Consider the following 25,851-nt stretch of genomic DNA (forward strand, 5'->3'; position numbering starts at 1 on the left):
AGCGCCCGCACCCGGGGTGACCGGGCCGCCGGCCCCGTCCTGGACGCGCCGGCTGCTGCTCGGCCTCGGCGGCCTCGCCGGGCTGCTGGCCGCGGCGCTGTGGATCGTCCCCCGGCTGCTGGACTGGGAATCCTGGCGCCCGCAACTGGCCGAGCTCGCCACCGACCGGCTCGGCCGCCCGGTCCATCTCGATGGCCCGATCACCCTCGTCCTGCTGCCGCAGCCGCGGATCGAGGCGCAGGACGTCTCGGTCGGCGCCGCCGACGACGGGCTCAGCATCACCGCCCGTGGCCTGCGGCTGCGGCTCGACCTCGGCGCGCTGCTGGCCGGCCGGCTCGAGCCGCGCGAGCTGGTCCTGGTCGGCGGCGACATCGCGCTGCCCTGGCCGCCCGTGGCGCTGCCCGGCTTCCGCGCCCCGCCCTGGCTCGGCCCGCTCGACGCCCGGCTGGAGGATTGCCGGCTCCGCATCGGCGGCCTGCAGGCCGATGCGGTCAACGCAAGGCTGCTGACCGGCGGCGCCACGGACGCCGTGGTGGCCGAGGGCAGCCTCGCCTGGCGCGGCTATGCCGCCCGCTTCAACGTCCAGCTCGGCCGCGCCGGCTTTGACGGCGTGGCGCCGCTCGACCTCAGCCTCGCGGCCGTCGGCTCCACCTTCTCGGCCCGCGGCGCACTCGCCGCCGAGGGCGGCTTCGAGGGCCGCATGGAGGCCGGCGGCAGCGACCTTGCCCTGCTGCTGCCGGCGCCGGCCGGGCCCTGGCGCGCCACCGGGCGGCTGACCGCCGCGGCCGACCTGATCGCGGCTGACGACCTGAATTTCGACCTCAACGGCCAGCCCGCCCGCGGCGCCGCCACCTTCCGCCTGGCGCCCGATGCGCGGCTCGACATCGCCCTCGCGGCCGGCCGGCTCGACCTCGACGCCTGGGTCGCGGCGCTGCGCCAGAGCCGGGGGTACACCCTGCCCAGCACGGTGCCGGTCAGCATCGACCTGTCGGCCGAATCGACCGGCTTCGCCGGCCTACCGCTGCGCCGGCTCCGCGGCGCCTTCTTTCTTGAAGGAGAGCGCCTCTCGCTGTCGGACGTCTCCGCCGTGCTGCCGGGCGAGACCACGATCGAGGTCGCCGGCGCCACCGCCGGGCCGCGCCTCGACCTTGCCGTCCAGTTCAGCGCGAAGACCCTGCGGGAGACGCTCGCGGCGCTCGGCCTGCCGCTGGCCGGCACCGACCCGGCCCGGCTGCGCAGCGCCGAGGGCCGCTTCAAGCTGGCGCTGGAGGGGACCGAGGCCGCCGTCTCCGACCTCGCCGCCACGCTGGACGGGGCGAAGCTCGCCGGCAACGCGGTCTGGCGGCCGGCGGTGGCCCAGGCGGCGCGGCCCAGCCTCGGCCTCGGCCTCACCATCGACCGTCTCGACCTCAACGGGCTGCTGCCGCCGCTGCCCGAGGCCGCGGCGCTGAATGCCCGGCTGGCCGGCTTCGACCTCAACCTCCGCCTCGCCGCCGACCGCGTGCTCTGGCGCGACCTGGCGGCCGAGCGCGCCACCCTCGACGCCGCGCTGGAGAATGGCCGGGTCACACTGCGCCGGCTGTCGCTGCGGACCGGGGAACTGGACGCCGCCGCCTCCGGCGCCGCCCAGCTCGGCGCGCCGCTGCGCTTCTCCGATGCCAGCCTGGAACTGGCCGGCGCCGGCGCCGCGCTGCTGCCGCTGCTGCCGGCCGGCTGGGCCGGGCTCGCCCCCCTGCTCGCCCAGCCGCTGGCGCTGCGGCTGTCCGGCAGCGGCGCGCCGGAAGCCCTCGCCTTGCGCGGCGAGGGCGATCTCGGCGCGTTGCGCGCCGAGGCGACCGCGACGCTCGACACCACGCAAGCGCGCGGCAACGGCACCCTGACGCTCCGCCACCCCGGCACGCCGCGGCTGCTCGCGCCGCTGCTGGGGGCGGAGGCGGTGGGCTGGCTCGGCCAGGGGTCCTTTTCCGTCATCGCCGGCCTGTCCGGCCAGGGCCGCACCCTGACCGCCGAGCACCTGGACCTGGTCGCCGGCAGCTTCCGCGGCCGCGGCCAGATGACCCTGGCGCTGGACGGCGCCCGGCCACGGCTGACCGGGCGCTTCGCCGCCGACGTGCTGCCGCTGCCGCTGCTGCCGCTGCGTGGGGCGGACCCGCTCGGGCTCGACCGGCTGGGCACGCTGGAAGCCGACCTGGCGCTGGAGGCGGCCCGGGTGGAGGCGGCCGGCGGGCTGGTGCTGGAGTCTGCCGGCACGGCGCTGAAGCTGGCCGGCGGCACGCTGCGGCTGGAGGGTCTGCAGGCCCGGCTCGGCGGCGGCGGGCTGAAGGCGGCGTTGGTGGTGGAAGGGGCGGCGGTACCGCCGCGCCTGGCGCTGGAGGCCGCGCTGGCGGATGCCATCATCTCCGGCCCGCTGTTCGACCTGCCGCTCGACCTCGGCGCCGGACGGGTGGAGGGGACGGCCAGGCTGGCGGCGCAGGGCCACAGCGCGGCAGCGATCCTGGCGACCCTGGGCGGGGAGGCGAGCGTGCTGGTGCGCGACGGCGTGCTGGTCGGCTTCGACCTGGCGGCGCTGCAGGCGGCCGGCGGCATCACCGACCTCAAGGCGGCGGAGGCGGCGCTGCGCCAGGCCCTGGCCGGCGGGGCGACAGCCTTCGAGCGGCTGGAGGGCGCGGCGCGGCTGGAGGCCGGCCGGGCGGTGCTGGAGGCGATGCGGCTGACCACCGAAGGCGGCGGCGAGGCGATGGCAAGCGGGGCGATCGACCTCGGCCGCGGCGCGCTGGACCTGCGGCTGGCGGCGAAGCCGATGGCGGAGGCGGCGGAGGTCGGGCTACGGCTGACCGGGCCGGTGGGGGCGCCGCGGCGGCTGCCGGAAGTGGCCGGGTACCTGCAATGGCGGGCGGGGCGGTGAGGCGATGGCCGGGAAGGGCGCTGCCCTCCCCGGACCCGTCCCGCCAGGCCAGGACCTGGCCTGGACCGGTTTGTGGGTCCGCCGGTTTCGGACAAAACGCCTGGGGCGGGGCGTCCGGGCGGTTGGGACGGACCGAATTTTACGTCGCCTAAAGCCGCGGGAATGCGGTTTTCGGACAAAGGGTGCTGACGGGATGCGGCAGCGCTTGCAAGCGTCGCGGCGATGCGTGGAAGGGCACCCTCGGGTGCCGGGAACGGGGCGCGCCTGCCCATCCGGTAGCCTCCAAACAGGCGGCCTGAATAGGAAATATTTACTATTATTTCAAGCGAAATCGGCGATGGGTCAGGGTCCGGCGCGGTCCATGCTCGGCCGCAGGCCCAGATGGCGAGCACCCGTGCCACCGTCGCCAGACCGGGGTCCCCGTCCTCGGCCCGGGCACGGCAGGGCGTCGGCCGCGCTGGCGATCTGGCTCATGCCGGTGGCACGGGCAACGGCGCCGAGCCCTTGCGCGATATCCCCCGGGTCGCCGCTGGCGGAGAATTGGCGGAGGCATTCGAGGCGGCTTTCCTCGTCGGTCAGCATCCCGGCGGAGTCGAAGGGCGTGGTCTCGAGCGGCGTGGTCATTGCCTGTCCTGACGTGCGATCACCTTGGCCGTCGCGATGTCCCGGCTTTGCGAGCCCTCGTCGCCACCGCACGACGACACGACGGCGATTCGATCGCGCCGCTTTTCGTATCCTATGGAAGACAGGCCGGGACGCGAACACGGCTCGGCCGTCTCGTTGGCGGGGTGAACGCACGCCCCGCCCGCCATGGACCGCCGGCCCCGCCTTCGCCATGCTCCGCGGCCCACCCCCATCTGCCCGGGACCCATCATGCCCACACGCCAAGGCGCCATCGCCCGCGCCGCGACCTTCTTCGACGACGGCGCCTACAAGGCCCTGCTGACTAGACTGGTCGAAATCCCCTCCACCGCCCAGGACCCCGCCTTCGCGGCCGAGCTGCACCGCTACCTCGACCAGGCCATCCGCCCCTGGGTCGAGTCGATGGGCTTCACGGTCACCATCCATCCCAACCCGCTGGACGGCTTCGGCCCCATCCTCACCGCCGCGCGGATCGAGGACCCGTCCCTGCCGACCGTGCTGTTGTATGGCCACGGCGACACCGTGCGCGGCCTGGACGAGCAATGGCGCCCCGGCCTGCTGCCCTGGACGGTGACCGAGGAGGGCGACCGCTGGTACGGCCGCGGCACCGCCGACAACAAGGGCCAGCACGCCATCAATCTGGCGGCGCTGGAGGCGGTGATCGCCGAGCGCGGCGGCCGGCTCGGCTTCAACGTCAAGCTGCTGCTGGAGATGGCGGAGGAGCGCGGCTCGCGCGGCCTGCAGGAATTCGCCGACGCGCACAAGGACACGCTGGCGGCCGACGTGCTGATCGCCTCCGACGGCCCGCGGGTGGAGCCGGGCCTGCCGACCATCGCCACCGGCAATCGCGGCATCTTCCAGTTCGACCTGGTGCTCAGGCTGCGCGAGGGCGGGGTGCATTCCGGCCATTGGGGCGGGCTGACCACCGACCCGGCGATCCGCCTGAGCCACGCGATCGGCGCCATCATGGACCCGCGCGGCAAGATCCTGGTGCGCGACTGGCTGCCCCGCAACGGCATCCCCGCCGAGGTGCGCGCGGCGCTGGCGGGATGCCCGGTCGGCGCCGGCGACGGCGCGGCCTCGGCCACCATCGATTCCGACTGGGGCGAGCCCGGCCTGACTCCGGCCGAGAAGATCTACGGCTGGAACGGCTTCATCGTGCTGGCGATGGTCAGCGGCCAGCCAAAGAACCCGATGAACGCCGTGGCGCCCTCGGCCCGCGCCACCTGCCATATCCGCTACACCGCGGACACCGACCCGGCGACCTTCGAGGCCGCGCTGCGCAAGCACCTGGACGGGGAAGGCTTCGCCGACATCGCCATCGAGAATGCCGGCATGCGGATGGCCGCGGCGCGCACCGCGCCGAACCACCCCTGGGTGCTCTGGGCGCAGGACAGCATGCAGCGCACACTGGACATGCGGGTGCAGGTGATCCCGAACAGCTCGGGCGGCCTGCCGGGCGACGTCTTCGCCGACCAGCTCGGCCTGCCGATGGTCTGGGTGCCGCACAGCTACAACGGCTGCAAGCAGCACGGGCCCGACGAGCACCTGCTGATGGGCCCGGCGCGGGAGGGGATGCTCGCCTTCGCCGGCCTGTGGTGGGATCTCGGGGAAGCGGGGACGCCGAAGCGCTGATGGGCACGGCTTGGTTCGTCACCCATCCGGAGGTCGAGATCGACCCCGCGGTGCCGGTGCCGGACTGGGGCCTCTCGGCGGAGGGGCGCCGCCGCGCCGGCCTGCTCGCCGGCCGCCCCTGGGTGTCCGGCCTCGTCGCGGTCTTCAGCAGCGCCGAGCGCAAGGCGCGGGAGACTGCCGCGGTGCTCGGCCTGCCGGTGCTGGTGCGGGCGGCGCTCGGGGAGAACGACCGCAGCGCCACCGGCTACCTGGCGAAGGCCGCCTTCGAGGCGACGGCCGACCGCTTCTTCGCCGAGCCCGAGGCCAGCATCCGCGGCTGGGAACGCGCGGTGGATGCGCAGGCCCGCATCCTCGCCGCGGTCGCCGCCGCCCTGGCCGAGGCACCGCCGGGCGATCTGGCGATCGTCGCCCATGGCGGCGTCGGCGCCCTGCTGCGCTGCCACCTGGCCAGTGTGGCGATCACCCGGGCCGAGGACCAGCCGCCCGGCGGCGGCGGCCATGTCTTCGGCTTCGACCGGGCGACGCGCCGCCTGCTGACCCCCTGGCGGCGGATCGAGGATTGAACAACCCCCGTTACGAAACCTCACTCCATTGCGCTGCCGCTGTCATGCGCCCGTTACATGGGCGGCGCATCTCTTTACGGCATGGCCCGTTGGGTCCGCACAGGAGGACTTGCCGATGAAGAATTTCCGCATGGCGCTGCTGGGCACAGCCTTGCTCGCCGCAGCCCCCGCCCTGGCGCAGCCCGCGCCGCCGGCCGGCGCGCCGGCCCCCGGTGGTCCGGCCCCGGCCGCTCCGGCCCCCGCCGCCCGCCCGCGCGCCGATCGCGGTCCAGGCGTGATGTTCAACCAGGTCGACGCCAACAAGGACGGCAAGGTGACCTGGGAGGAAGGCTGGGCCTATGTCCAGCAGCGCTTCGCCGCCGCCGACCCGGACAAGGACGGCAGCCTGACCCAGAAGGAGATGGAGGCCGCCCGCCTCGGCCCCGGCGCCGGCCGGCCCGAGGGCGGCCCCCCGGGTCCGCAGCGCGAGCGCATGGTCGGCATGATGTTCCGCGGGCTGGATGCCAACCGCGACGGCGTGGTGACGCTGGAAGAGATCAAGCCGATGGCCGAGGCCCGCTTCCGCAGCCTCGACGCCAATGCCGACGGCGTGGTGACCAAGGATGAACTGCCCAGCCCGCGGCGGCAGCATCACCCGCACCGCGGCCAGGGCGGCCCTTCGCCGACCTGACCGGCGCGGGCTGCTGCCCGCCATGGAGACGCGATGAGGCGTAGCCCGCGACGGGACATCCCGCCGCGGGCCGACCACCACGGTCGGCATCATGGGCATGGTCCGGAGCCGCAGAAAGAAGATCGGGTCTCGCCGCCGCCCGGGCGACGCTTCGGGCGAGTGGCAAGCCTGGACAGGATCGAAGGAGAAAATGGTGGGCGCGACAGGGATTGAACCTGTGACCCTTCGCGTGTGAAGCGAATGCTCTACCGCTGAGCTACGCGCCCGTCCTGCGGGAGGCGGGGAGATACGGAAACCGGTCCCGGGTGTCAAGCCGTGTGGCCGGCTCGGGCGAACCGCGCTTGCTGCGCCGTGGCAGCGGCCCATATGGTCGGGCATGGCATCATCCCGGCTGCTCCAGATCGCTGCCTGCCTGCTGGCCCTGGCCCCCATCCGGGCGGGCGCCGAAACACTTCTCGCCCGCTACGAGGTCCGCGCCGCCGGCGTGCGGATCATGGAGGTCGAGGCGCAATTCGCCCTCGACGGCCCCCGCTACCGCCTGCGCACCCATGTCCGCACCAGCGGCGTCGTCAACGTCCTCGGCCGCGGCGACCAGGTGACCAGCACCGAGGGCGCCTGGCGCGGCGCCGACCCCATCCCCGCCCGCTACCGGACGGAGGGAACCTGGCGCGGCGCCCGGCGCGTGGTCGCGCTGGACTGGCCCAGCCCAGGCCAGCCCGTGCTGGGCGAGCTGGAACCGCCGATGGAGGAAGACCGCCAGCCGGTGTCGGCGGCGCTGCGCCTCGGCACCATGGATTCCCTCTCCGCGCTGGCGAAGCTGACCCGCACGGTGGCGCAGACCGGCCGCTGCGACGCCGCGGCGGCGGTCTACGACGGACGCCGCCGGGCCGACTACACGGTGCAGACCGAGGGCATGCAGGTGCTGCCGCAGGAAGGCGGCTTTGGCGGCGAGGCGCTGCGCTGCGGCTTCGAGAGCCGGCTGGTGGCCGGCTGGCGCAGCGACCGGGAGGCGGAATGGGCGCGCACGTCGCAGCCCGCCACCGCCTGGCTCGGCCGGCCCTTGCCCGGCCGCCTGGCCATCCCGGTCAGGATCGAGCTGCCGAGCCGCTGGCTGGGCACCATCCGCGTGGTGCTGCTGGGCGTGGAGGCGCTGCCCTCAGGGCAGGAGGTCGCGCAGCACCGGCAGTAGCGCGGCCGGCGTCGCCGCGGTGGCCGCGGCGCCTGCCGCCATCGCCGGGGTGCCGTAGCCCCAGCCGGCGAAGACGCAGGCCAGGCCGGCGCCCCGGGCCGCCATCACGTCGTTGCGGTGGTCGCCGATCATCACCGCCCGGGCCGGGTCGCCCTTCGCCTGGGTGATGGTGCCGAGCAGGTGGCCCGGATCGGGCTTGCGCACGGGGAAGCTGTCGCCGCCGCCGACCGCGGCGAAGCGGCCGGCCAGGCCCAGCGCGCCCAGCAGCGCCGCGGTCGCCGCCGCCGGCTTGTTGGTGCAGACCGCCAGTGCCCAGCCATCGGCCGCCAGGACGTCCAGCGTCCCGGCAATGCCGGGGAACAGCGCCGTCGCCTCGGCTGCGCGGGCGGTGTAGTCGGTGGTGAATTCCGCCAGCAGGGGGTCGGTGAAGGCCAGGCCGCGGGCCGCCGCGGCGCGTTCGACCAGGACGCGGACGCCGTCGCCGATCATCGCGGTGACCTCCGGCCGGGTGAAGGCCGCCCGGCCCTGGCCCGCCATCAGGCGGTCGAGGGCGGCGTGGATGTCGGGCGCGCTGTCGACCAGCGTGCCATCGAGATCGAAGACGGCGAGGCGGGGCATGACCCGGCCTACCGCGTGCCGCCGCACTCTGCAATGCGGCGTGCGGTCCGCCGCGACGCGGCGCTTGCCTAGATCAGGCTACGCCGGTCACAACCAGCATGCGATATTGCAGCCGCGTGGGCTATCCTGCGCGCCGAGTCCGATGTCCGGAGATGCCATGCCCGCCGCCGCCATCATCCTTGCCGCCGGTCTCGGCACCCGCATGCGGAGCGCGCTGCCCAAGGCGATGCACCCGGTCGCCGGGCGGCCGATGATCAATCATCTGGTCAGTGCCTGCGAGCAGGTCTTCGACCGGATCGTGGTGGTGGTGGGGCCGGACATGCCGGCGATGGAGCGCGCGGTGGCACCGCATGCGACGGTGGTGCAGGCGGATCGCCTGGGCACCGGCCATGCGGCGCGGATGGCGGCGCCCTTGCTGCGGGATTTCGCCGGCGACGTGGCGGTGCTCTATGCCGACAACCCGCTGATCACCGTGCCGACCATCCGGAAACTGGTCACGACGCGGGCCGCGGCCGGGCTGGCGCTGCTGGCCATGCGGCCGGCGGATCCGGGCCGCTACGGCCGGCTGGTGACGGCTGCCTCCGGCGAGGTCGAGCGGATCGTCGAATGGGCCGATGCGACCGAGGCCGAGCGCGGCATCGGGCTGTGCAACGCCGGCGTGGTCTGTGCGCCCGCGGCCGACCTGTTCCGCTGGCTGGACGCGGTCGGCAACGCCAACAGCAAGGGCGAATACTACCTGACCGACATCGTCGGCCTGGCGGTGGCCGACGGCCGCCGGGTGGTGGCCGAGGAGGCCTCGGAGGCCGAGCTGGCCGGGGCCAACAGCCGGGCGGAGCTTGCCCTGCTGGAAGCCGGCATGCAGGCGCGGCTGCGCGATGCCGCGATGGCCGGCGGCGCGACGCTGACCGCGCCGGAGACGGTGTTCTTCGCCTGGGACACGACGCTCGGCCAGGATGTCAGCGTCGGCCCCAACGTGGTCTTCGGGCCGGGCGTCACGGTGGAGGACGGGGTCGAGATCCGCGCCTTCAGCCACCTGGAAGGCTGCCTGGTGCGGCGCGGCGCCGTCATCGGCCCCTTCGCCAGGCTGCGGCCGGGGACCGAGGTGGGGCGCGAGGCGCATGTCGGGAATTTCGTGGAACTCAAGGCGGCGCATTTGGCCGAGGGCGCCAAGGCCAACCACCTGAGCTACCTGGGCGACGTGACGGTGGGGGCGCGGGCCAATATCGGCGCCGGCACCATCACCTGCAATTATGATGGCGTGAACAAGCACCGCACCGAGATCGGCGCCGGCGCCTTCGTCGGCAGCGACACCGCGCTGGTGGCGCCGGTGCGGGTCGGTGCCCGGGCGCTGGTGGCGGCCGGCAGCGTGATCACCGAGGATGTGCCGGACGACGCGCTGGCGATCGCGCGCGGGCGGCAGGCGACGAAGCCCGGGCGCGGGTTCAAGGGCAAGAAGGGTCAAGTCTGATGTGCGGCATCGTGGGCGTTGTCGGCAAGGCGGATGCGGCGCCGCTGCTGCTGGAGGCGCTGCGGCGCCTGGAATACCGCGGCTATGACAGCGCCGGCATCGCCACGCTGGTCGGGGGCCATGTCGACCGTCGCCGCGCCGAGGGCAAGCTCGGCAACCTGACCGCGGTGCTGGAACGCGACCCGCTGAGCGGCACCACCGGCATCGGCCATACCCGCTGGGCGACGCATGGCGCGCCGACCGAGCGCAACGCCCATCCGCACAGCACCGCCCGCGTCAGCGTCGTGCACAACGGCATCATCGAGAACCATGCCGAACTGCGCGCCGAGCTCGAGGCCAAGGGCGCGGTCTTCGAGACCGAGACCGATACCGAGACCTTCGTCCGGCTGCTCGACGATATCCTGGCGCAGGGCCTGGCGCCGCAGGCGGCCTTCGCCGCGGCGCTGAAGCGGGTGCACGGCGCCTTCGCCCTGGCCGCCATCTTCGCCGGCCATCCGAAGCTGCTGATGGCCGCGCGCCAAGGCGCGCCGCTGGCGATCGGCTTCGGCGAGGGCGAGATGTTCGTCGGCTCCGACGCGCTGGCGCTGGCCCCGCTGACCCGGCGCATCGCCTATCTGGACGAGGGCGACTGGGCGGTGCTCGACACCGACGGCGCCGCCTTCTTCGATGCGAAGGACGCTGCGGTCGAGCGCAAGGTCGTCGTCACCGCCGTCTCCGGTGCGGCGGTCGGCAAGGGCAACTACCGCCACTTCATGGAGAAGGAGCTGCACGAGCACCCGGCGGTGCTGGGCGACACGCTGCGGCAATACCTCGACCCCAAGACGCTGGAGGTGCGGCTGCCGAAGCTGCCCTTCGACCCGGCCAAGGTGCCGCGGCTGACGATTTCCGCCTGCGGCAGCGCCTTCCTGGCGGGTGCGGTCGGCCGCTACTGGATCGAGCAACTGGCGCGGCTGCCGGTGGATGCCGACGTCGCCTCTGAACTCCGCTACCGCAACCCGCCGCTGATGGAGGGCGGCGCCGCCATCCTGGTAAGCCAGTCGGGCGAGACCGCCGACACCATGGCCGCGCTCAAGCTGCTGAAGGAGGGCGGGCAGAAGGTGCTGTCGGTCGTCAACGTGCCCGAATCCTCGATGGCGCGGGAGAGCGACGGCGCGGTGCTGACGGTGGCGGGACCGGAGATCGGCGTCGCCTCGACCAAGGCCTTCACCGCGCAGCTGGCGGTCATGGCCTGCCTGGCGATCGGGTTCGGGCGGGCGCGGCGGGAGCTGTCCACGCTGGACGAGGGCAGGCTGACCCAGGCGCTGCTGGAGGTGCCGGGCAATGCTGCGCTGGTGCTGGAGAAGGACGCGCAGATCCGCGAACTGGCGGCCGAGGTCGCCAAGGCGCGCGACGTGCTCTTCCTCGGCCGCGGCAGCCTCTACCCGATCGCGCTCGAGGGCGCGCTGAAGCTGAAGGAGATCAGCTACATCCATGCCGAGGGCTATGCCGCCGGCGAGATGAAGCACGGGCCGATCGCGCTGATCGACAACCTGGTGCCGGTGATCGCGCTGTGCCCCACCGGGCCGCTCTTCGAGAAGACCGCGTCCAACCTGCAGGAGGCGGCGGCGCGCGGCGGGCGCATCCTCGCCTTCACCGATGCCGATGGCATCGGCCCGCTGTCGCGCTTCGCCGAGCGGGTGATCGAGCTGCCGAAGGTCGGCGCCTTCTCGACCCCCATCCTCTATGCCATCGCGGTGCAGCTGCTGGCCTACCACGTGGCGGTGCTGAAGGGCACCGACGTGGACCAGCCGCGCAACCTGGCGAAGAGCGTGACGGTGGAGTAGGGCGGCGGTGCGGGGAGGTGTGGGCTCAAAATCGAGCCGTGCACTTTCGAACGAACCCGTTCCAACCCGAAGCCCGTTTGATTCCTGGCGAAGGACAAAGCCTTTCCGACCGGGCGCTACGCCTTTGGCAGGACAACGTCGGGCTAGGCTGCGGCGGGCAAGGAGCTCCGGGCGTGTAGTCTCCATGCACGCCTCAATTATCGGCAGGTCGCCAGCGGTCGGGCCCTCGGCCCGCATCGCGCGGCAGGGCGGCATCGCGTCGTCGGATCTCGAACGCGGCCCTGCGCCGCTTGCACGCCCCGGCAATCCCGACGGCGCCTTCGACGAAATCGATCGTTCGAAGCAGGCGGCGCGACCTTGCGCGAATCCACCCCGTCCGGCCTGAAGCCGCTTGCTTGATCGCGGTGCAGGTCGGCCCGGGGGGGCGGCTCCGACTTCATCGGCACCGCCGCGGCGTGTCTGCATCTGCCGCGCGACGCGCAGCCGGTGTCCGACGCCGTGCCCCTGGCACTGACCGGAGGCATCGCCCGCTCTGGCCCCGGGACAGACCGTCGTCGGTTCCGGCGGCGGTCGGCTTCATCGCGCTCTCGGTGTCGCGGTGCCCCACGGTCCGGCCATGCTGGACCACATCAAGCAGCTGCGTGCCGAGGGGTTGGGCAGGCCGGAGGAGAAATCCCAATCCGGCGGCCGGGGCGACTTGAGCATACGGCCGGAGCGGCTGCAGCGCTCGCCTGGGAACAAGCGCGGTACGGGAAGCCCGCCGAACGTCGGCAGCGACGGCGCTGAAGGCCTCGACCAGGACGTGCCCTTTGGTGACGCTGCCGTCCGCCCGGCAGCGCCTGCGGCTTCGCCGCCGCGCGAAACCCGGCGGGATGACCGACACCGGGGCCGGGTATGACCGGGCGGTCGCACCGCCCGACCCATGATGCACCGCAAACCGCCACGGAGGATGGTCAGCCGGAGGCGCTTGCCGCCGCGGAGGGACGACTATAACCTCAGCCTGACCGATCGGTCAGTCAAGGATCGAGCTGACATGGGGCCACAGCCTCCGACGCGAAGGATGCGATGTGACAGGCCTCGGCGCAGCTCGTTCCGCGCCATGCTCGCCGGCGTTGCCGGCGCTTCGGCGTGCAGTCGCCGGGCAAGGCTTTCGGCCAGCCCGTTGCCGATGGCGAACGTGCCCCACGACCCGGGCCGGGAGGTCATGCCGATGAGCCTGCTGGTCCGTTCGGCCTATGCGCCGGTGCTGCATCGGCCGCCAGCGGCGCGCTGCGTCGTGGACCTGGTCGCGCGGGCCAGGGCGCGGCCGGCGCAGCCGGCCTTCCCGAGTGCCGGCATCGGCCTGACGCATATCCCCTTTGGCGGCACCGGCTCCTCGATGCAGGGCACCGTGGCAGGCCCGGGTGCCGAAGACCATCGACAGCCTGGGCGTGCTGATCCGCGCCGACCGGCTGCGCGCACCGGGCGTCACGCCGTCCAGCCGTGGGCGGGAACTTCCCGATGTGCCGAGCATCGCCGAGACACTGCCGGGTTTCCAAGTCACGGTGATCAATCGGCTCATGGCCCGCACAGGCACGCCCGAACCGATTGTTGCGCGGCTTGGCAAGGCGTTGATGCGGGCCATGGCCGGCCCCGCCGCCGCCGCGCGCTACGCCGATACCGGAGCCCGGCCCGAGGGCAGCACGCCCGCGGCCCTGGGCGCCATGCTGGATGACGGAGGACGGAAGCGGCGCGGTGTCATCCGCCATGCCGGCATCCGGTTGAATCAGGGAGAAGGCGGAATGAGCGAAGACACGGTGACGCTGGAGGTGAAGGACTACGTGGCGGTGGCCACCCTGAACCGCCCACCGGTGAACGCGGTGAACTGGGCGATGCGCGACCGCATCATCGAGATCATGGACCAGGCAACCGACCGCGAGGATATCCGCGTGGTGCTGCTGACCGCGCAGGGCAGCGTGTTCTGTGCCGGCGCCGACCTGAAGCAGCGGCCAGACCCCGGCAAGCACGGCGAGTACTGGTGGCACAACCGGCTGACGCGGGAGACCGGCAACAGCATCAAGGAATGCGCCAAACCGGTGATCGCGGCGGTCAACGGCGCGGCGCTCGGCGCCGGCTTCGGCCTGGCGGCCGCCTGCGACTTCATGCTGGCCAGCGACAACGCGGTCTTCGGCATGCCGGAGATCAATGTCGGCCTGGCCGGCGGGGCGGCGATGCTGTCGCGGCTCTTCCCGCCGTCCAAGGTGCGGCGGATGATGTTCACCGGCCAGCGGCTGCCGGCCAGCGAGCTGTACCGTCTGGGCCTGCTGGAAGCCTGCGTGCCGCAGGACAGGTTGTTCGACGAAGCCTATGCGCTGGCCGCCGAGATCGCCGCCAAGGCGCCGCTCGGCATCAAATACGCCAAGCTGAGCTGCAACATGGTGGAGCTGATGCCGGCGAAGGACGCCTACCGCTTCGAGCAGAATTTCACCTACGAGCTCAGCAAGACCGAAGATGCCGCCGAGGCACGTCGCGCGACGCTGGAAAAGCGTCCGCCGGTCTACAAGGGCCGCTGAGCCATGTTGCGGCGCACGCTGCTGGGCTCGCTGCTTGCCACGCCGGCGCTGGCCCAGGGCGGCTGGCCGCAGCGCGGCGTCGAGATCGTGGTGCCCTACGCCGCCGGCGGCCCGACCGACCGCTACGCCCGCGAATTCGCCCCGCGCCTGAGCGAGTTGTGGGGCCAGCCGGCGGTGGTGGCGAACAAGCCGGGCGGGGCGACGGCGATCGGCACCGCGGCGGCGGCGCATGCGCCGCCGGATGGCCACACGCTGCTGCTCGCCAGCTTCGGCATCGTGACCAACCCGCTGATGCTGCGGAACCTGCCCTACGATCCCGCCGCGCTGGCGCCGCTCTGCCGCTTCGCGCTGGGCGGCGCGGTGCTGTACCTCCACCCATCGGTGCCGGCCCGCACGCTGACCGAACTGGTCGCCTGGGCGAAGGCCAATCCCGGCGCGCTGCGCTTCGGCTCCTCCGGCATGGGCTCCTCGCCGCATATCTCGGCCGAGCTCTTCGCCTGGGCGACCGGCATCGAGATGCTCCACACGCCCTATCGCGGCAGCGCGCCGGCGCTGACCGACCTGCTCGCCGGTCATGTCAACGCGCTGTTCGACAGCGTCACCACCATGCGCTTCGCCCGCGACGGCCGGCTGCGGGCGATGGCGATCGCCCAGCCGCGGCGCAACGCCAATGCGCCGGAGGTGCCGACCATGGCCGAACAGGGCCTGCCGCAGGTGGTGGCGCGCACCTTCTACGGCTTCTTCTGCCCGGCCGCGGTGCCGGCGCCGCTGCGCGAGCGCATCGCCGGTGACCTGCGCGACATCGCCGCCAGCGAGCCGATCCAGCGCGCGATCCGCGACGACGGCCTGGAAGCGATGGCCGAGACCCCCGCCGAGTTCGCCGCCTTCCTGGCCGAGCAGCACGCGCTGTGGAGCCGCGTGGTACGCGAGCGCAACCTTTCCCTGTGACGAGGCCGATGATGGACGAGACCGCCGAGCTGGCCGCCTTTCGGGCCGAGGTGCGCGACTTCGCGTCGACCCGCTGCCCGCCGGAGATCCGTGCAGTGGTCGCCGCCAACGGCAAGCTCGGCCGCAAGCACTGGGCGCCCTGGCAGCGCATCCTGCACGCGCATGGCTGGGGCGCGCCGAGCTGGCCGGTCGAGTATGGCGGCACCGGCTGGGACCAGCGCCGCCGCCACATCTTCGACGAGGTGCTGGCGGAATGCGACTGCCCGCCGCAATACCACCACGGGCTGCGCCATATCGGGCCGGTACTGATCGCCTTCGGCAGCGAGGCACAGAAGGCCCGCTTCCTGCCGGGCATCCTGAATGGCGAGGATTGGTGGTGCCAGGGCTATTCGGAGCCCGGCGCCGGCTCAGACCTCGCCAGCCTGAAGACCCGCGCGGTGCGGGACGGCGACGACTATGTCGTCACCGGCCAGAAGCTCTGGACCAGCCACGCGCAGGAAGCCGACTGGATGTACACGCTGGTCCGCACCAATGCCGAGGTGAAGCGCCAGGAGGGCATCACCATGCTGCTCATCCCGCTGGACTCGCCCGGCATCCAGGTGCGGGAGGTGCGGACGATCGACGGCTGGCACCACGTGAACGAGGTGTTCCTCGACGCCGTGCGGGTGCCGGCGGCGAACCGCATCGGCGAGGAGAACAAGGGCTGGACCTACGGCAAGTTCCTGCTCGACCGCGAAAGGCTGGGCGGCGCCAACGTCGCGCCGGCCTTCCGCTTCCTCGAGCGCTGCCGGGCGCTTGTGGCGCGTGAGCTGGCCGGGCCGGCGAACACCCTGAAGCGGGAGCAGCTGGAATACCGCCTGCTGCTGGCCGAGGCCGAGCTGCGCGGCGCGCGCGAGCTCGGCAAGGCCGCGGTGGACGCGGTCATGGCCGGCCGGCCGCTCGGGCTGATGCCGTCGGAACTCAAGCTTTCCACCGCGGACACGGTGCAGCGCATCGGCGCCGTCGCGCTGGATGCGGTAGGGGACCGCGTCGCCTCGCGCTTCCGCCCGGTCGATGGCTCGGGGCCGAATGCGGCGGTCGAGGATATCGAATGGGTGCAGAACTTCATGTACCTGCGCGCCAAGACCATCTTCGGCGGCTCCAACGAGGTGCAGAAGAACGTGGTCGCCAAGCAGCTTTTCGGGATGTGAGCGCCATGGCTTTCGAACCCACGCCGATGCTGCCCGGTGATGCCTACGATGCGGCCCGCCGCTTCGCCGAGGCCGCCACGCAGAAATTGGCGCCGCTGCATGATCCGGCGGCGCGCGCGGCGGAGCTGGCGGCGCAGTGGTCGTCGCTGCTCGACCTCGGTTGGGCCGGCCTGCTGGTGCCGGAGGAATGTGGCGGCGCCGGCGGCACGCTGCTGGACCTCGCCGCGCTGGCCGAGGGTGCCGGCAGCGCCGCGCTGCCGCTGCCGCTGGCCATGACCTGCGCCGTGGCGCCGGCCTTGCTGTCCGGGCAGGACGCGCTTCTGACGGATCTGGCAGCCGGGCGGCTGCGGCCCTGCGTGGTGCTGGCGGGCGGCATCACCGCCGAAGCCGGCCGGCTGACCGGCCAGGCGCTGGGCATCGAGACGCCGCCGGCGCCGAGCCATGCGTTGGTGGCGGCGGCGGATGCGGTTTACCTGCTGGACCTGACCGATGTCGGCCTGGTCCGGCATGAACGGATCGACGGCAGGCTGACGCTCGACCTCGACCTGCAGGGTGCCGCGGCGACGCTGCTGGTGGCCGATGCCGCGGCGCGGATCGACCGGGCCCGCGACCTCGGCGCGCTGCTGACCTGCGTCGAGTCGGTGGCGGCCATGGGAACGCTGATCCGGCAGACCATCGACTACCTGCTGCAGCGCCAGCAATTCGGCGCGGCGCTCGCCAGCTTCCAGGCGCTGCGGCACCGTGTCGCGGAGATGTACGTCGCCTGGCGCAACCTCACCGGCCTGGTCCAGGCGGCATTGCGCGAGCCGGCCTGGCAACACATCGCCTTCGCCAAGCTGCGGCTGGGCGAGGCCGGGCGTTTCGTCGCCGAGCAGGCGATCCAGGTGCATGGCGGCATGGGCATGACCGAGGAACTGCCGGCGACGCGGCTGGCGCGGCGCATCCTGATGGCAGAATTCGAATGGGGTGATCGCCACGTGCAGGCCGCCCGCCTGCTCGCGGCGGCATAGGGGGATCCGGCACATGCCCAGCGCAGCGAAGCCCGCCACCGCCGCCACCGCCGCTGCCAACCAGGCGGTGCTGGCGGAACTGCCCTTTCACGACACCGCGGACTTCGCCGAGGCCTGGCGCGGCCATGTCGCGCCGCTGCCCGACGGTGTCGTGCGCGGCACCGGCGGCCGGCTGGTCTGGGACCTCGGCGAGTACCGCTTCCTCAAGGCCGAGCAGGCACCACCCGAGGTCAACCCGAGCCTCTGGCGGCTGGCGCGGCTGAACATGGCGAATGGGTTGTTCGAGGTCTGTCCCGGAATCTACCAGATCCGCGGCCTCGACCTGGCCAACATGACCATCGTCGAGGGCGCGCGTGGCATCATCGTCATCGATGCGCTGACCAATGCCGAGGCCGCCGCCACCGGCCTGGCGCTCTATCGCGCGCATCGCGGCGAAAGGCCGGTCAGCGCGCTGATCTACACCCACAGCCATGCCGACCATTTCGGCGGTGCCTTCGGTGTCGCCAGCCTGGACGAGGTGCGCGGGGGCCGGGTGCCGGTGATCGCGCCGGATGGCTTCATGGAGGAACTGGGCGCGGAATCCGTGCTTGCCGGCATCCCGATGGCGCGGCGGGCGAATTTCCAATTCGGCGGGGCGCTGCATCGCGGGGTGCGTGGCCAGGTCGATGCCGGGCTCGGCAAGCGCATGGGCCTTGCTGTCTCCACCCTGCTGCCGCCGACCGACCTGATCGTCGAGGCGGTGGAAAGCCGGACGATCGATGGCATCGAGTTGGTCTTCCAGATGGCGCCGCAGACCGAGGCGCCGGCGGAGATGCATATCTGGCTGCCGCGGCATCGCGTGCTCAACATGGCGGAGAACACCACGCGCCACTTGCACAACTTCATCCCGCTGCGCGGCGCCCAGGCGCGCGATACCCGGGTCTGGTCGAACGCCATCGCCACCAGCATGGCGCTGTTCGGCGACCAAGCGGAGATCCTGGTGGCGCAGCATCATTGGCCGATCTGGGGGCAGGAGAAGCTGCTCGGCTATCTCGGCCGCCAGCGTGACCTCTACAAGCATATTCACGACCAGGCGCTGCGCCTGGCGGCGCATGGGCTGCGGCCGGCGGAGATCTCGGAGCGGCTCCGGCTGCCCGACAGCCTGGCGCAGGACTGGGCCTGCCGCGGCTACTACGGCACGGTCAGCCACAATGCCAAGGCGGTCTACCAGCGCTACCTCAGCTGGTATGACGGCAATCCGGCCAACCTCGATCCGCTGCCGCCGAGCGAGGCGGCGCGCAAGCTGGTCGAGTATCTCGGGCCGCTCGACGCCGTCATCGCGCGGGCGCGGGAGGACTTCGTCCGCGGCGAATACCGCTGGGTGGCGCAGCTAATGAACCAGCTGGTCTTCGCCGACCCGGACAATGCCGCGGCGCGCGAGCTTTGCGCCGATGCGCATGAGCAGCTCGGCTATCAGGCGGAAAGCGCCACCTGGCGCAACGCCTATCTGCTGGCGGCGCAGGAACTGCGCGGCGGCACCGGCGGCAGCCGCGCGGTCGGCTTCCTCCGCCCCGACATGCTGCCGGCCCTGTCGACCGGGGTGGTCTTCGACTGGCTCGGCGTGCGGCTGAAGGCGGAGCAGGCCGCCGGGCTGCGCTGGCGGATCGACTGGCACTTCACCGACCGCGGGGAGATGGTGGCGCAGAATCTCGAGAATGCGACCCTGACGCAGCGGCTCGGCAGCACCTCCGCGGCGCCGGACACGCGGGTGACGACGACGCGCGCCGCCTTCGACCGGCTGGTGGCGGGCAGCGCCGGCTTCGAGGCCCTGCTGGCGGAAGGCGCCGCCACGGTGGCGGGCGATGCCACGCTGCCGGCAAGGCTCTTCGCGCTGCTGGACGTCTTCGAGACGATTTTCCCGGTCGTCACCCCGCGTTGAGGCTCGTGCTGGTGATCCCGCCATCGACCACCAGCACCTGCCCGGTGACGAAGCCGGCCTGGCCGGAGGCGAGGAAGCCGATGGCGCGGGCGATGTCCTCCACCGCGCCGAGCCGGCCGAGCGGCGTGCGCGCGACGCGCCGCGCATCGCGTTCGGCGTTGCGGTTGCGCTGGGTGCCCTCGGTCGGGATCGCGGAAGGCGCGATGGCATTGACGCGGATGCCGCGCGGGCCGAGCTCGGCCGCTGCGGCACGGGTGATGCCGGTGACGCCGGCCTTGATGCCACAATAGACCAGGCCGTTCTGCAGCCCCTGCAGCGCCGCCGTGGAGGCGATGTTGACGATGCTGCCGCCCCGCTCGCCCATCGCCTCGGCCGCCGCCTGGATGCCCCAGATCACCGCCTTGAAGCCGACATCCAGCATGCGGTCCGTGGTGTCCGGCGCGATGTCCGGCACCGCTTGGTAGCGCACCCAGGCGGCATTGTTCACCAGCACGTCGAGCCGCCCGGCCTGCTCGGCGAGCCCCAGCACGGCCGCGCGCATGCCGTCCCGCGTGCTGATGTTCTGCGTCACGCCGATCGCCCGGCCACCTGCAGCCTCGATCTCGGCGACCACTCGGTCGACGAATTCGGGCTTCAGGTCGTTGACGCCGACGGTGGCTCCCATGCCGGCCAGGTGCAGCGCCGCGGCGCGGCCGATGCCGTTGCCGGCGCCGGTCACCAGCGCGACGCGCCCGGCGAGGGAAAACACTTCGGTCACGGCCTGTCCTCCACCGGGATGATCAGCGCATCCAGTGCCACCGCACCCTCGCCCTCGGCGCGGACCAGCAGCGGATTGATGTCCACCTCTGCCACCGCCGCCGCCTGCTGCGCGGCGAAGCGGGACAGTGCCGCCACCGCGCGGGCCGCTGCGGCGATGTCGGCCTTCGGCCGGCCGCGCGCGCCATCCAGCACCGGGAAGGCCTTCAGGCTGCGCAACATCTCCAGCGCCTCGGCCTCATCGACCGGCGCAGGGCGGACGGCCACGTCCTGCAGCACCTCGGCGAAGATGCCGCCGAGCCCGATCAGAACCACCGGGCCGAAGACCGGGTCGCGCTTCGTCCCGAGGATCAGCTCGACACCGCCGCGGACCATCGGCGCGACCAGCACGCCGTCGAGGCGCGCCTGCGGCGCCGCGGTCCGCACCTGCGCCAGCATCGTGTCATGCGCGGCGGCGACAGCGGCCGCATCGGCCAGGTCGAGCACCACGCCGCCGACCTCGGTCTTGTGCGGCAGGTCCGCCGAGACGATCTTCAGCACCACGGGGAAGCCCAGCCTGGTGGCGGCCGCGGCGGCTTCCGCGGCGCTGTGGACCACGCATTCCGGCAGGATCGGCACACCGGCGGCTGCCAGCGCCTGCTTGGCGGCGGCCTCCGTCCGCAGCGCCGCGGTGTCAAGCGGGGCGCCCGGCGGCATCGTCACGGCAGGCCGCAGCGGCACGCGGCGCGCCTCGGCCAGCGCGCAGAGCCCGGCCAGGGTCGCGGTGCTGGCATTGACGCCATCCACCACCGGCATGCCGAGCGCGGTGAGTTCCGCCACCGCATCGGCCGGGCCATGCACCGAGAGCATCAGCACCTTCCCGGGGTGCTTTTCGCGCATCGCCTTGAGCGCCGGCAGGAAGACGCCGCGCAGCCGCGGCACATAGAGCGAGGCGGCAAGCTGCAGCAGCAGCACATCGCAGTTCGGGTCGTCCAGGATGGCGGCCAGAATCTCCACCAGGACCTCGGGCCGCGCGCCCATCTGCGCCGTGGCATCGACCGGGTTGCGCGGCGAGGCGAAGGGCACCACCGACAGGATGCGCCGCTGCGTCGCCGGCTCAGGCGCCGGCAGGTCCAGCCCCACCGCGGTCGCGGCATCGGCCAGCAGCACGCCGAACCCGCCTGAGGCGGTCAGCAGCATGGTGCGCCGGCCGCGCGGCAGAGCCTCCCCGCAGACCGCTGCCGCGTGGCCGAGGTCGAGCAGTGCCTCGACGCTGCCGACCCGGACCGCGCCGGTGCGGGCGAAGACCGCGTCGAACACCGCGTCCGACCCCGCCAGCGCCCCGGTGTGGGAGGCGGCGGCGGCCTGGCCGGCCGCGGTCGCGCCGATCTTCAGCACCACCACCGGCTTGCCCGCGCCGCGTGCCATCTCCAGCGCTTGGATCAGCCGTGGCGCGTCGCGGCAGGTCTCCAGCACGGCCAGCACCACCCTGGTCGCGTCGTCCTGCGCCAGCCAGGCGATGGCATCGGCGATGTCGACGTCGCATTCGTTGCCGGTGGTCAGGAAGCGGCTGACGCCGATGCCGCGTTCCCGCGCCAGCAGCATGGTGTAGCTACCGAGGTTGCCGCTCTGCGAGGCGATGCCGAGCGGCCCGGGCGGCGGCAGCGCGCCTTCCAGCACGATCGAGAAGGTGGCGATGCTGCGTTCCGCGACGCTGACCGCGCCGAGGCAGTTGGGGCCGAGGATGCGCATGCCGGTGCGCGCGGCGATGGCGCCGAGCGCCGCCTGCGCCGCCTCGCCCTCCGCGCCGAGTTCGGCGAAGCCGGAGGAAAACACCACGGTGGCCCGGCAGCCGCGCGCGGCGCACTCCTCCAGCGCCGTGGCGGCGTGTTCGGCGGCGACTGCGATGATCGCCAGGTCGGGGGCTTCCGGCAGCGCGGCGACGGAGGCGAAGGCGGGCAGGCCCTGCACTTCGGCCGCGCGCGGATTGACCGGGTAGATCGCGCCGGGGAAGCCGAAGCGCTGCAGCAGCTGCACCGGCCGGCCGCCGATCTTCGTGGCATCCTGTGAGGCGCCGATGACGGCGATGGAGCGCGGCCGGAGGATGGCATCCAGCCCGGCCCCGGGCGCGGGCCGCTGCGGGGAGGTCATGGGGGGTTCTCCTGCGTCCATCCCGGGGTGCTGACCGATCGGTCAGTGGCACCCTATCCCTGAGGCGGGGCGGGCGGCAAGCCCGGTGCCGCGGCGTGCAGGCCATGGAAGATCATGTCGAAATAGGCCTCGGCGACCTGTGGCGCGGGCATGCCCTGGTCCGGCTTGTGCCAGCGATGCATCCAGTTGAGCGCGGAGAGCACCAGCCGGCCGGCCAGCGGCACGTCCAGCGGGCGCATCTCGCCGGCATCGATGGCGTCCTGGATCAGCCGGCGGAGCAACCCCTCGTAGCGGTCGCGCCACAGCATGCGTTCGGTCTGCCGGTGGTGCTGCGGGTCGTTCCAGAAGGCGGTGGTGGAGGCGATCCAGGCCCAGCGGTAACGCTGGAAATACTCGCCGGTGGCGGCCATGAAGGCGCGGATGCGCAGCGCCGGGGACGCCGCCGCCTGCAGCCGGGCCTCGACGAAATGGAACAGCTCCCGGGTCGAGCCGAGGGTGATGCGGGCGAAGATCTCGTCCTTGTCGGCAAAGTGGTGATAGAGCAGCGACTTGGAGATGCCGCAGGCCAGCGCGATGTCGCGCATCGAGGTGCCGTCGTAGCCCGTGGTGGCGAAGAGCCTGGCCGAGGTCGAGAGGATCTGCAGCACGCGGTCGGTCGCTTCGCCGCCCGCGGGCTCTGGCGGCATCGCCTGCTGATCCGGCATCCCCGCACCCCTTCGTTGACCGAGCGGTCAGCGTCCGGCAATTTGGCGGCGGAGGCAACGCATGGCCATCGCCATCGACCGCATCGGCGACAGCCGCGACCAGCTGGGCGAAAGTCCGGTCTGGAGCACGCGCGAACAAGCCCTCTACTGGGTCGATTCCCTGGCCGGCAGGCTGCACCGGCTGCAGTGGGGCAGCGGCCGGCGGGAGGATTGGGCGGTGCCGGCGCCGGTCGGCAGCTTCGGCCTGTGCCGGGATGGCGGCGTGGTGCTGGCGCTGGCCGATGGCTTCCACCGGTACGACCCTGCCACCCGCGCCACCACGTTGCTGGCGAAGTCGCCGGTGCAGCACCCGGACGTGCGGCTCAACGACGGCAAGGTGGACCGCCAGGGGCGCTTCCTGGCCGGCAGCATGCACATGAACCTTGCCCCTGGCGCGGCGTCGCGCGGCGCGCTGTACCGGCTGGAGGCGGATGGCGGCGTCACCACCCTGGCCGAAGACATCGTCACCGCCAACGGGCCCTGCTTCAGCCCGGATGGTGCGACGCTGTTCCTGGCGGACAGCCCGCGCCGGGTGATCTGGCGGCTCGACTACCGCGACGGGCAGGCGCGCGGACGGGCGCCCTTCATCGACCTCGCGGCGCTGGACAGCGCGCCGGACGGCGCCACGGTGGATGCGGCGGGGCATCTTTGGGTCGCGCTGGTCCGCAGCGGCGAGATCGGCCGGTTCGATGCCATCGGGCGGCTGGTGCAGCGCATCGCCATGCCGGTGCGCCACCCGACCAGCGTGAATTTCGGCGGGCCGGGCCTGGATGTGCTGTTCGTCACCTCGATCTCGGCCAGCCACCGGCTGCAGGATCCGGCGCCCGAGGCCGGCGGGGTCTTCGCCATTACCGGCCTTGACGCGCAGGGCATCGCCGAGCCGTTGATCAGCCGCTGACCGCCCCGGGCAGCGCCTCCACCAGGAAATCGAGGAAGGCGCGGGTCTTGGCCGGCAGCAGCGCGGCCTGGCGAAACACCGCGTGGATGCCCTGGTCGAATTCGGAGTTGGTCACCCGCCAGTCCGGCAGCAGCCGCAGCAGCCGGCCGGCGGCGAGTTCGTCACGCACCGTGTAGTCGTCCAGCAGCGCGATGCCATGCCCGGCCAGGGCCAACTGGCGGAGCACTTCCCCGTTATTGGCGGTCAGCCGGGCGGCGATGCGGAGTTCCTGCAACCCGCCGGCGCCGAGGAACCGCCAGGTCACCTCGTCCGGGCCGAGCCAATAGGTCAGGCACTCCTGCGCCAGCAGGTCGCGCGGCTGCCGCACCGCCGGGCGCCCATCCAGGTAGCCGGGGCTGGCCACCAGGATGCGCTCGCTCCGCAGCAGCAGGCGCTGCATCAGCGGTCCGGCGGGCGGCGCGCCGATCCGCAGCTCGATATCGATCTCCTCCTCCGCCAGCCGGGCCGGCCGTTCGGCGAGGCGGAGTTCGACGCGCAATTCCGGGTAGCGGGCCTGGAAGGCGGGCAGCAGCGGCGTCACCAGCCGCAGGCCGAACATGGTGCGCGAATGCAGCCGCAGCGTGCCGCGCGGCGTGGCCTGCAAGGCGGCGGCGGCGGCCTCGGCGGCGGCGATGTCCTGCAGGATCGGCTCCAGCCGGGCGAGGTATTCCCGCCCGGCCTCGGTCAGCACCAGGCTGCGGCTGGTCCGGTTGAGCAACTGCGTGCCCAGCCCGGCTTCGAGGGCTGCCACCTGGCGGGAGACCGAGGCGGGCGACAGCCCGGCGCGGCGGCCTGCGGCGGAAAAGCTGCCCTCCCGTACCGCGGCCGCGAAGAGTTCCATCGCCTGCAACCGGCTCATGGTCCGCCTTTACGCAAATCGCAAAGATGCCTCTCGATCATAGCATATTGTTGCGTGGAAGGCCCAGCCGCTAGGGTCAGAGCCTCCGGCAAGGACCAGGCGGCATGGAATTCGGCATCTTCATCCTCATGCAGCAGCGCGGTTACCATCAGAGCTCGGCCGAGGTGCTGAACTATGCGGTGGAACAGACCGTGCTGGCCGACCAGGCCGGGTTCGACAATGCCTGGTACGCCGAGCATCATTTCTCCAACTATGGGCTCGGCGCCTCGCCGCTGATGATGATCGCGCATGTGGCGGGGCTGACGAAGCGGATCCGGCTGGGCAGCGGGGTCTGCATCCTGCCGATGTACAGCCCGGCCCGGCTGCTGTCGGAGATCGGCTTCGCCGATACGCTGACCAAGGGGCGGCTCGACCTCGGCATCGGCTCCGGCTACCAGAAATTCGAGTTCGACCGCTTCGGCGTCGATATCGCCGACGCCCCGGCTATCTTCCACGAATTCCTCGACATCCTGACGCTGGGGCTGACCGAGCGTGCCTTCAGCTATGCCGGCAAGCACCTGCAGATGCCGCTGACCTCGATCAGCATGCGCACGCTGCAGACGCCCATGCCGCCGATCTGGATCACCTCGGCCAATGCGCAGACCCAGGCGCGGGCGATCCGCGAAGGGCACAACCTGTTCGTCACCGCCTTGCTGAACGGGCCGCAGCGACTGCGGGAGATCCGCGACCAGTTGGCCGGCGTGGCCGCCGGCGAGGGCCGCAGCATCGACGATTGCCGCTTCGCCTTGCTGCGCTGCGCCCATGCCAGCGACAACCCGGCGGAGATCGACAGCTACCTGGACAGCGCACGCTATTCGCGGCGCATCTCGGAGGCGTTGAAGTTCCGCCGGGCGCAGTCCGACGACGGCTTCCTGGTGCGCGAGGAGCCAAGCCCGAACGACCAGAGCTTCGAGCAGATGCGCGCCAACCTGCCGGTCGGCAGCGTCAACGAGGTCATCGACAAGATGCTGCACGAGATCAGCATCCTGAAGCCGAAGCACATCGCCATCCAGACCCAGATCGGCGACTTCGACCACCGCACCATGATGCGGCAGATCGAGCTGTGGGGCAGCCGCATCATCCCGGCCATCAACAAGGCGCTGGGGGTGACGGCGGCGCGCGCCGCGGCCTAAGGTCTGTTAGCTCCTGAGGTACATTCCTAACTGTTAGGGATGACGGAGAACCCTGGTATTCACGTTCTGAGCGACGCGCGGTGGGCGGCGTTGGAACCGCTGATCAACGAAGTCCGGCCGCAC

At 72.5% G+C, this 25,851-nt stretch carries 20 protein-coding genes and 1 tRNA gene; 14 read left to right on the forward strand and 7 right to left on the reverse strand.

The features are described from left to right. Nucleotides 1-16 precede the first annotated feature (16 nt). Nucleotides 17-2,905, forward strand: a complete 2,889-nt coding sequence (locus tag ACFQS7_RS17350) for an AsmA family protein (protein WP_380068362.1) — start codon at nucleotides 17-19, stop codon at nucleotides 2,903-2,905. A 342-nt stretch (nucleotides 2,906-3,247) separates the two neighbouring features. On the opposite strand, the gene ACFQS7_RS17355 is transcribed toward ACFQS7_RS17350, so the two are convergent. Then, complete coding sequence (locus ACFQS7_RS17355; RefSeq protein ID WP_380068363.1) at nucleotides 3,248-3,529, reverse strand: hypothetical protein; 282 nt, start codon at nucleotides 3,527-3,529, stop codon at nucleotides 3,248-3,250. A gap of 249 nt (nucleotides 3,530-3,778) precedes the next feature. Between ACFQS7_RS17355 and ACFQS7_RS17360 the strand changes: the two genes are divergently transcribed. From ACFQS7_RS17360 to ACFQS7_RS17370, 3 genes are all read left to right on the forward strand, one after another. Beyond that, on the forward strand, nucleotides 3,779-5,182 hold the full coding sequence (locus ACFQS7_RS17360) for a M20 family metallopeptidase (RefSeq protein ID WP_380068364.1): 1,404 nt from the start codon (nucleotides 3,779-3,781) through the stop codon (nucleotides 5,180-5,182). Further along, on the forward strand, nucleotides 5,182-5,745 hold the full coding sequence (locus ACFQS7_RS17365; protein WP_380068365.1) for a histidine phosphatase family protein: 564 nt from the start codon (nucleotides 5,182-5,184) through the stop codon (nucleotides 5,743-5,745). The genes ACFQS7_RS17360 and ACFQS7_RS17365 overlap by 1 nt, the downstream gene beginning before the upstream one ends. Nucleotides 5,746-5,860: 115 nt before the next feature. Further along, complete coding sequence (locus ACFQS7_RS17370; RefSeq protein WP_380068366.1) at nucleotides 5,861-6,415, forward strand: EF-hand domain-containing protein; 555 nt, start codon at nucleotides 5,861-5,863, stop codon at nucleotides 6,413-6,415. Nucleotides 6,416-6,606: 191 nt separating this feature from the next. On the opposite strand, the gene ACFQS7_RS17375 is transcribed toward ACFQS7_RS17370, so the two are convergent. Further along, nucleotides 6,607-6,681, reverse strand: a tRNA-Val gene (locus ACFQS7_RS17375). A 110-nt stretch (nucleotides 6,682-6,791) separates the two neighbouring features. Between ACFQS7_RS17375 and ACFQS7_RS17380 the strand changes: the two genes are divergently transcribed. After that, nucleotides 6,792-7,604, forward strand: a complete 813-nt coding sequence (locus tag ACFQS7_RS17380) for a DUF3108 domain-containing protein (RefSeq protein WP_380068367.1) — start codon at nucleotides 6,792-6,794, stop codon at nucleotides 7,602-7,604. Here the strand turns inward: ACFQS7_RS17380 and ACFQS7_RS17385 are convergent. After that, nucleotides 7,572-8,222 carry an HAD hydrolase-like protein gene (locus ACFQS7_RS17385; protein ID WP_380068368.1) on the reverse strand — a complete coding sequence of 217 codons (651 nt, stop codon included), beginning with the start codon at nucleotides 8,220-8,222 and terminating at the stop codon, nucleotides 7,572-7,574. The genes ACFQS7_RS17380 and ACFQS7_RS17385 overlap by 33 nt on opposite strands. A 157-nt stretch (nucleotides 8,223-8,379) precedes the next feature. Between ACFQS7_RS17385 and glmU the strand changes: the two genes are divergently transcribed. The 7 genes from glmU (at nucleotide 8,380) to ACFQS7_RS17420 (ending at nucleotide 19,131) form a co-directional block, all read left to right on the forward strand. Beyond that, nucleotides 8,380-9,690, forward strand: a complete 1,311-nt coding sequence (glmU, locus tag ACFQS7_RS17390; protein ID WP_380068369.1) for a bifunctional UDP-N-acetylglucosamine diphosphorylase/glucosamine-1-phosphate N-acetyltransferase GlmU — start codon at nucleotides 8,380-8,382, stop codon at nucleotides 9,688-9,690. Then, nucleotides 9,690-11,513: a glutamine--fructose-6-phosphate transaminase (isomerizing) gene (gene glmS, locus ACFQS7_RS17395; RefSeq protein ID WP_380068370.1), complete on the forward strand. Its 1,824-nt coding sequence runs from the start codon at nucleotides 9,690-9,692 to the stop codon at nucleotides 11,511-11,513. Before glmU ends, glmS begins: the two co-directional genes overlap by 1 nt. 1,403 nt (nucleotides 11,514-12,916) lie before the next feature. Further along, nucleotides 12,917-14,065: an enoyl-CoA hydratase/isomerase family protein gene (locus ACFQS7_RS17400; RefSeq protein WP_380068371.1), complete on the forward strand. Its 1,149-nt coding sequence runs from the start codon at nucleotides 12,917-12,919 to the stop codon at nucleotides 14,063-14,065. Between the two features lie 3 nt (nucleotides 14,066-14,068). After that, entirely contained in the window at nucleotides 14,069-15,013 is a 945-nt protein-coding gene (locus ACFQS7_RS17405; RefSeq protein WP_380068372.1) for a Bug family tripartite tricarboxylate transporter substrate binding protein, read from the forward strand. Between the two features lie 8 nt (nucleotides 15,014-15,021). Further along, entirely contained in the window at nucleotides 15,022-16,203 is a 1,182-nt protein-coding gene (locus ACFQS7_RS17410) for an acyl-CoA dehydrogenase family protein (RefSeq protein WP_380068373.1), read from the forward strand. A gap of 5 nt (nucleotides 16,204-16,208) precedes the next feature. Continuing rightward, complete coding sequence (locus tag ACFQS7_RS17415; RefSeq protein ID WP_380068374.1) at nucleotides 16,209-17,213, forward strand: acyl-CoA dehydrogenase family protein; 1,005 nt, start codon at nucleotides 16,209-16,211, stop codon at nucleotides 17,211-17,213. Between the two features lie 13 nt (nucleotides 17,214-17,226). After that, the gene (locus ACFQS7_RS17420) at nucleotides 17,227-19,131 is read left to right on the forward strand and encodes an alkyl/aryl-sulfatase (RefSeq protein WP_380068375.1); all 1,905 of its coding nucleotides are present in this window, start codon (nucleotides 17,227-17,229) and stop codon (nucleotides 19,129-19,131) included. Here ACFQS7_RS17420 and ACFQS7_RS17425 read toward each other — a convergent pair. From ACFQS7_RS17425 to ACFQS7_RS17435, 3 genes are read right to left on the reverse strand one after another with little or no spacing between them, the layout of a single operon-like run. Then, nucleotides 19,118-19,888, reverse strand: a complete 771-nt coding sequence (locus ACFQS7_RS17425) for an SDR family NAD(P)-dependent oxidoreductase (RefSeq protein WP_380068376.1) — start codon at nucleotides 19,886-19,888, stop codon at nucleotides 19,118-19,120. The genes ACFQS7_RS17420 and ACFQS7_RS17425 overlap by 14 nt on opposite strands. Next, nucleotides 19,885-22,017: an acetate--CoA ligase family protein gene (locus ACFQS7_RS17430; RefSeq protein WP_380068377.1), complete on the reverse strand. Its 2,133-nt coding sequence runs from the start codon at nucleotides 22,015-22,017 to the stop codon at nucleotides 19,885-19,887. Before ACFQS7_RS17430 ends, ACFQS7_RS17425 begins: the two co-directional genes overlap by 4 nt. A gap of 53 nt (nucleotides 22,018-22,070) precedes the next feature. Beyond that, nucleotides 22,071-22,703 carry a TetR/AcrR family transcriptional regulator gene (locus ACFQS7_RS17435; RefSeq protein ID WP_380068378.1) on the reverse strand — a complete coding sequence of 211 codons (633 nt, stop codon included), beginning with the start codon at nucleotides 22,701-22,703 and terminating at the stop codon, nucleotides 22,071-22,073. 79 nt (nucleotides 22,704-22,782) lie between these two features. On the opposite strand from ACFQS7_RS17435, the gene ACFQS7_RS17440 reads away from it, so the two are divergent. Then, nucleotides 22,783-23,658, forward strand: a complete 876-nt coding sequence (locus ACFQS7_RS17440; protein WP_380068379.1) for an SMP-30/gluconolactonase/LRE family protein — start codon at nucleotides 22,783-22,785, stop codon at nucleotides 23,656-23,658. Here ACFQS7_RS17440 and ACFQS7_RS17445 read toward each other — a convergent pair. Then, nucleotides 23,648-24,556, reverse strand: a complete 909-nt coding sequence (locus tag ACFQS7_RS17445; protein WP_380068380.1) for a LysR family transcriptional regulator — start codon at nucleotides 24,554-24,556, stop codon at nucleotides 23,648-23,650. The two genes, ACFQS7_RS17440 and ACFQS7_RS17445, sit on opposite strands and share 11 nt — an antisense overlap. Before the next feature lie 104 nt (nucleotides 24,557-24,660). Between ACFQS7_RS17445 and ACFQS7_RS17450 the strand changes: the two genes are divergently transcribed. Next, on the forward strand, nucleotides 24,661-25,728 hold the full coding sequence (locus ACFQS7_RS17450) for an LLM class flavin-dependent oxidoreductase (protein ID WP_380068381.1): 1,068 nt from the start codon (nucleotides 24,661-24,663) through the stop codon (nucleotides 25,726-25,728). Nucleotides 25,729-25,851: the final 123 nt, after the last annotated feature.

This window comes from Dankookia sp. GCM10030260 (assembly GCF_042666655.1).
Taxonomy (GTDB): domain Bacteria; phylum Pseudomonadota; class Alphaproteobacteria; order Acetobacterales; family Acetobacteraceae; genus Paracraurococcus.

Bases quoted from the DNA above. Each gene is read 5' to 3' on its own strand.
- glmS (WP_380068370.1), top strand. From the start codon at position 9,690: ATGTGCGGCATCGTGGGCGTTGTCGGCAAGGCGGATGCGGCGCCGCTG.
- ACFQS7_RS17385 (WP_380068368.1), bottom strand. From the start codon at position 8,222: ATGCCCCGCCTCGCCGTCTTCGATCTCGATGGCACGCTGGTCGACAGC.
- ACFQS7_RS17365 (WP_380068365.1), top strand. From the start codon at position 5,182: ATGGGCACGGCTTGGTTCGTCACCCATCCGGAGGTCGAGATCGACCCC.
- ACFQS7_RS17445 (WP_380068380.1), bottom strand. From the start codon at position 24,556: ATGAGCCGGTTGCAGGCGATGGAACTCTTCGCGGCCGCGGTACGGGAG.
- ACFQS7_RS17430 (WP_380068377.1), bottom strand. From the start codon at position 22,017: ATGACCTCCCCGCAGCGGCCCGCGCCCGGGGCCGGGCTGGATGCCATC.
- ACFQS7_RS17450 (WP_380068381.1), top strand. From the start codon at position 24,661: ATGGAATTCGGCATCTTCATCCTCATGCAGCAGCGCGGTTACCATCAG.
- ACFQS7_RS17405 (WP_380068372.1), top strand. From the start codon at position 14,069: ATGTTGCGGCGCACGCTGCTGGGCTCGCTGCTTGCCACGCCGGCGCTG.
- ACFQS7_RS17415 (WP_380068374.1), top strand. From the start codon at position 16,209: ATGGCTTTCGAACCCACGCCGATGCTGCCCGGTGATGCCTACGATGCG.
- ACFQS7_RS17380 (WP_380068367.1), top strand. From the start codon at position 6,792: ATGGCATCATCCCGGCTGCTCCAGATCGCTGCCTGCCTGCTGGCCCTG.
- ACFQS7_RS17360 (WP_380068364.1), top strand. From the start codon at position 3,779: ATGCCCACACGCCAAGGCGCCATCGCCCGCGCCGCGACCTTCTTCGAC.
- ACFQS7_RS17420 (WP_380068375.1), top strand. From the start codon at position 17,227: ATGCCCAGCGCAGCGAAGCCCGCCACCGCCGCCACCGCCGCTGCCAAC.
- ACFQS7_RS17370 (WP_380068366.1), top strand. From the start codon at position 5,861: ATGAAGAATTTCCGCATGGCGCTGCTGGGCACAGCCTTGCTCGCCGCA.
- glmU (WP_380068369.1), top strand. From the start codon at position 8,380: ATGCCCGCCGCCGCCATCATCCTTGCCGCCGGTCTCGGCACCCGCATG.
- ACFQS7_RS17410 (WP_380068373.1), top strand. From the start codon at position 15,022: ATGATGGACGAGACCGCCGAGCTGGCCGCCTTTCGGGCCGAGGTGCGC.
- ACFQS7_RS17440 (WP_380068379.1), top strand. From the start codon at position 22,783: ATGGCCATCGCCATCGACCGCATCGGCGACAGCCGCGACCAGCTGGGC.
- ACFQS7_RS17355 (WP_380068363.1), bottom strand. From the start codon at position 3,529: ATGACCACGCCGCTCGAGACCACGCCCTTCGACTCCGCCGGGATGCTG.
- ACFQS7_RS17435 (WP_380068378.1), bottom strand. From the start codon at position 22,703: ATGCCGCCAGAGCCCGCGGGCGGCGAAGCGACCGACCGCGTGCTGCAG.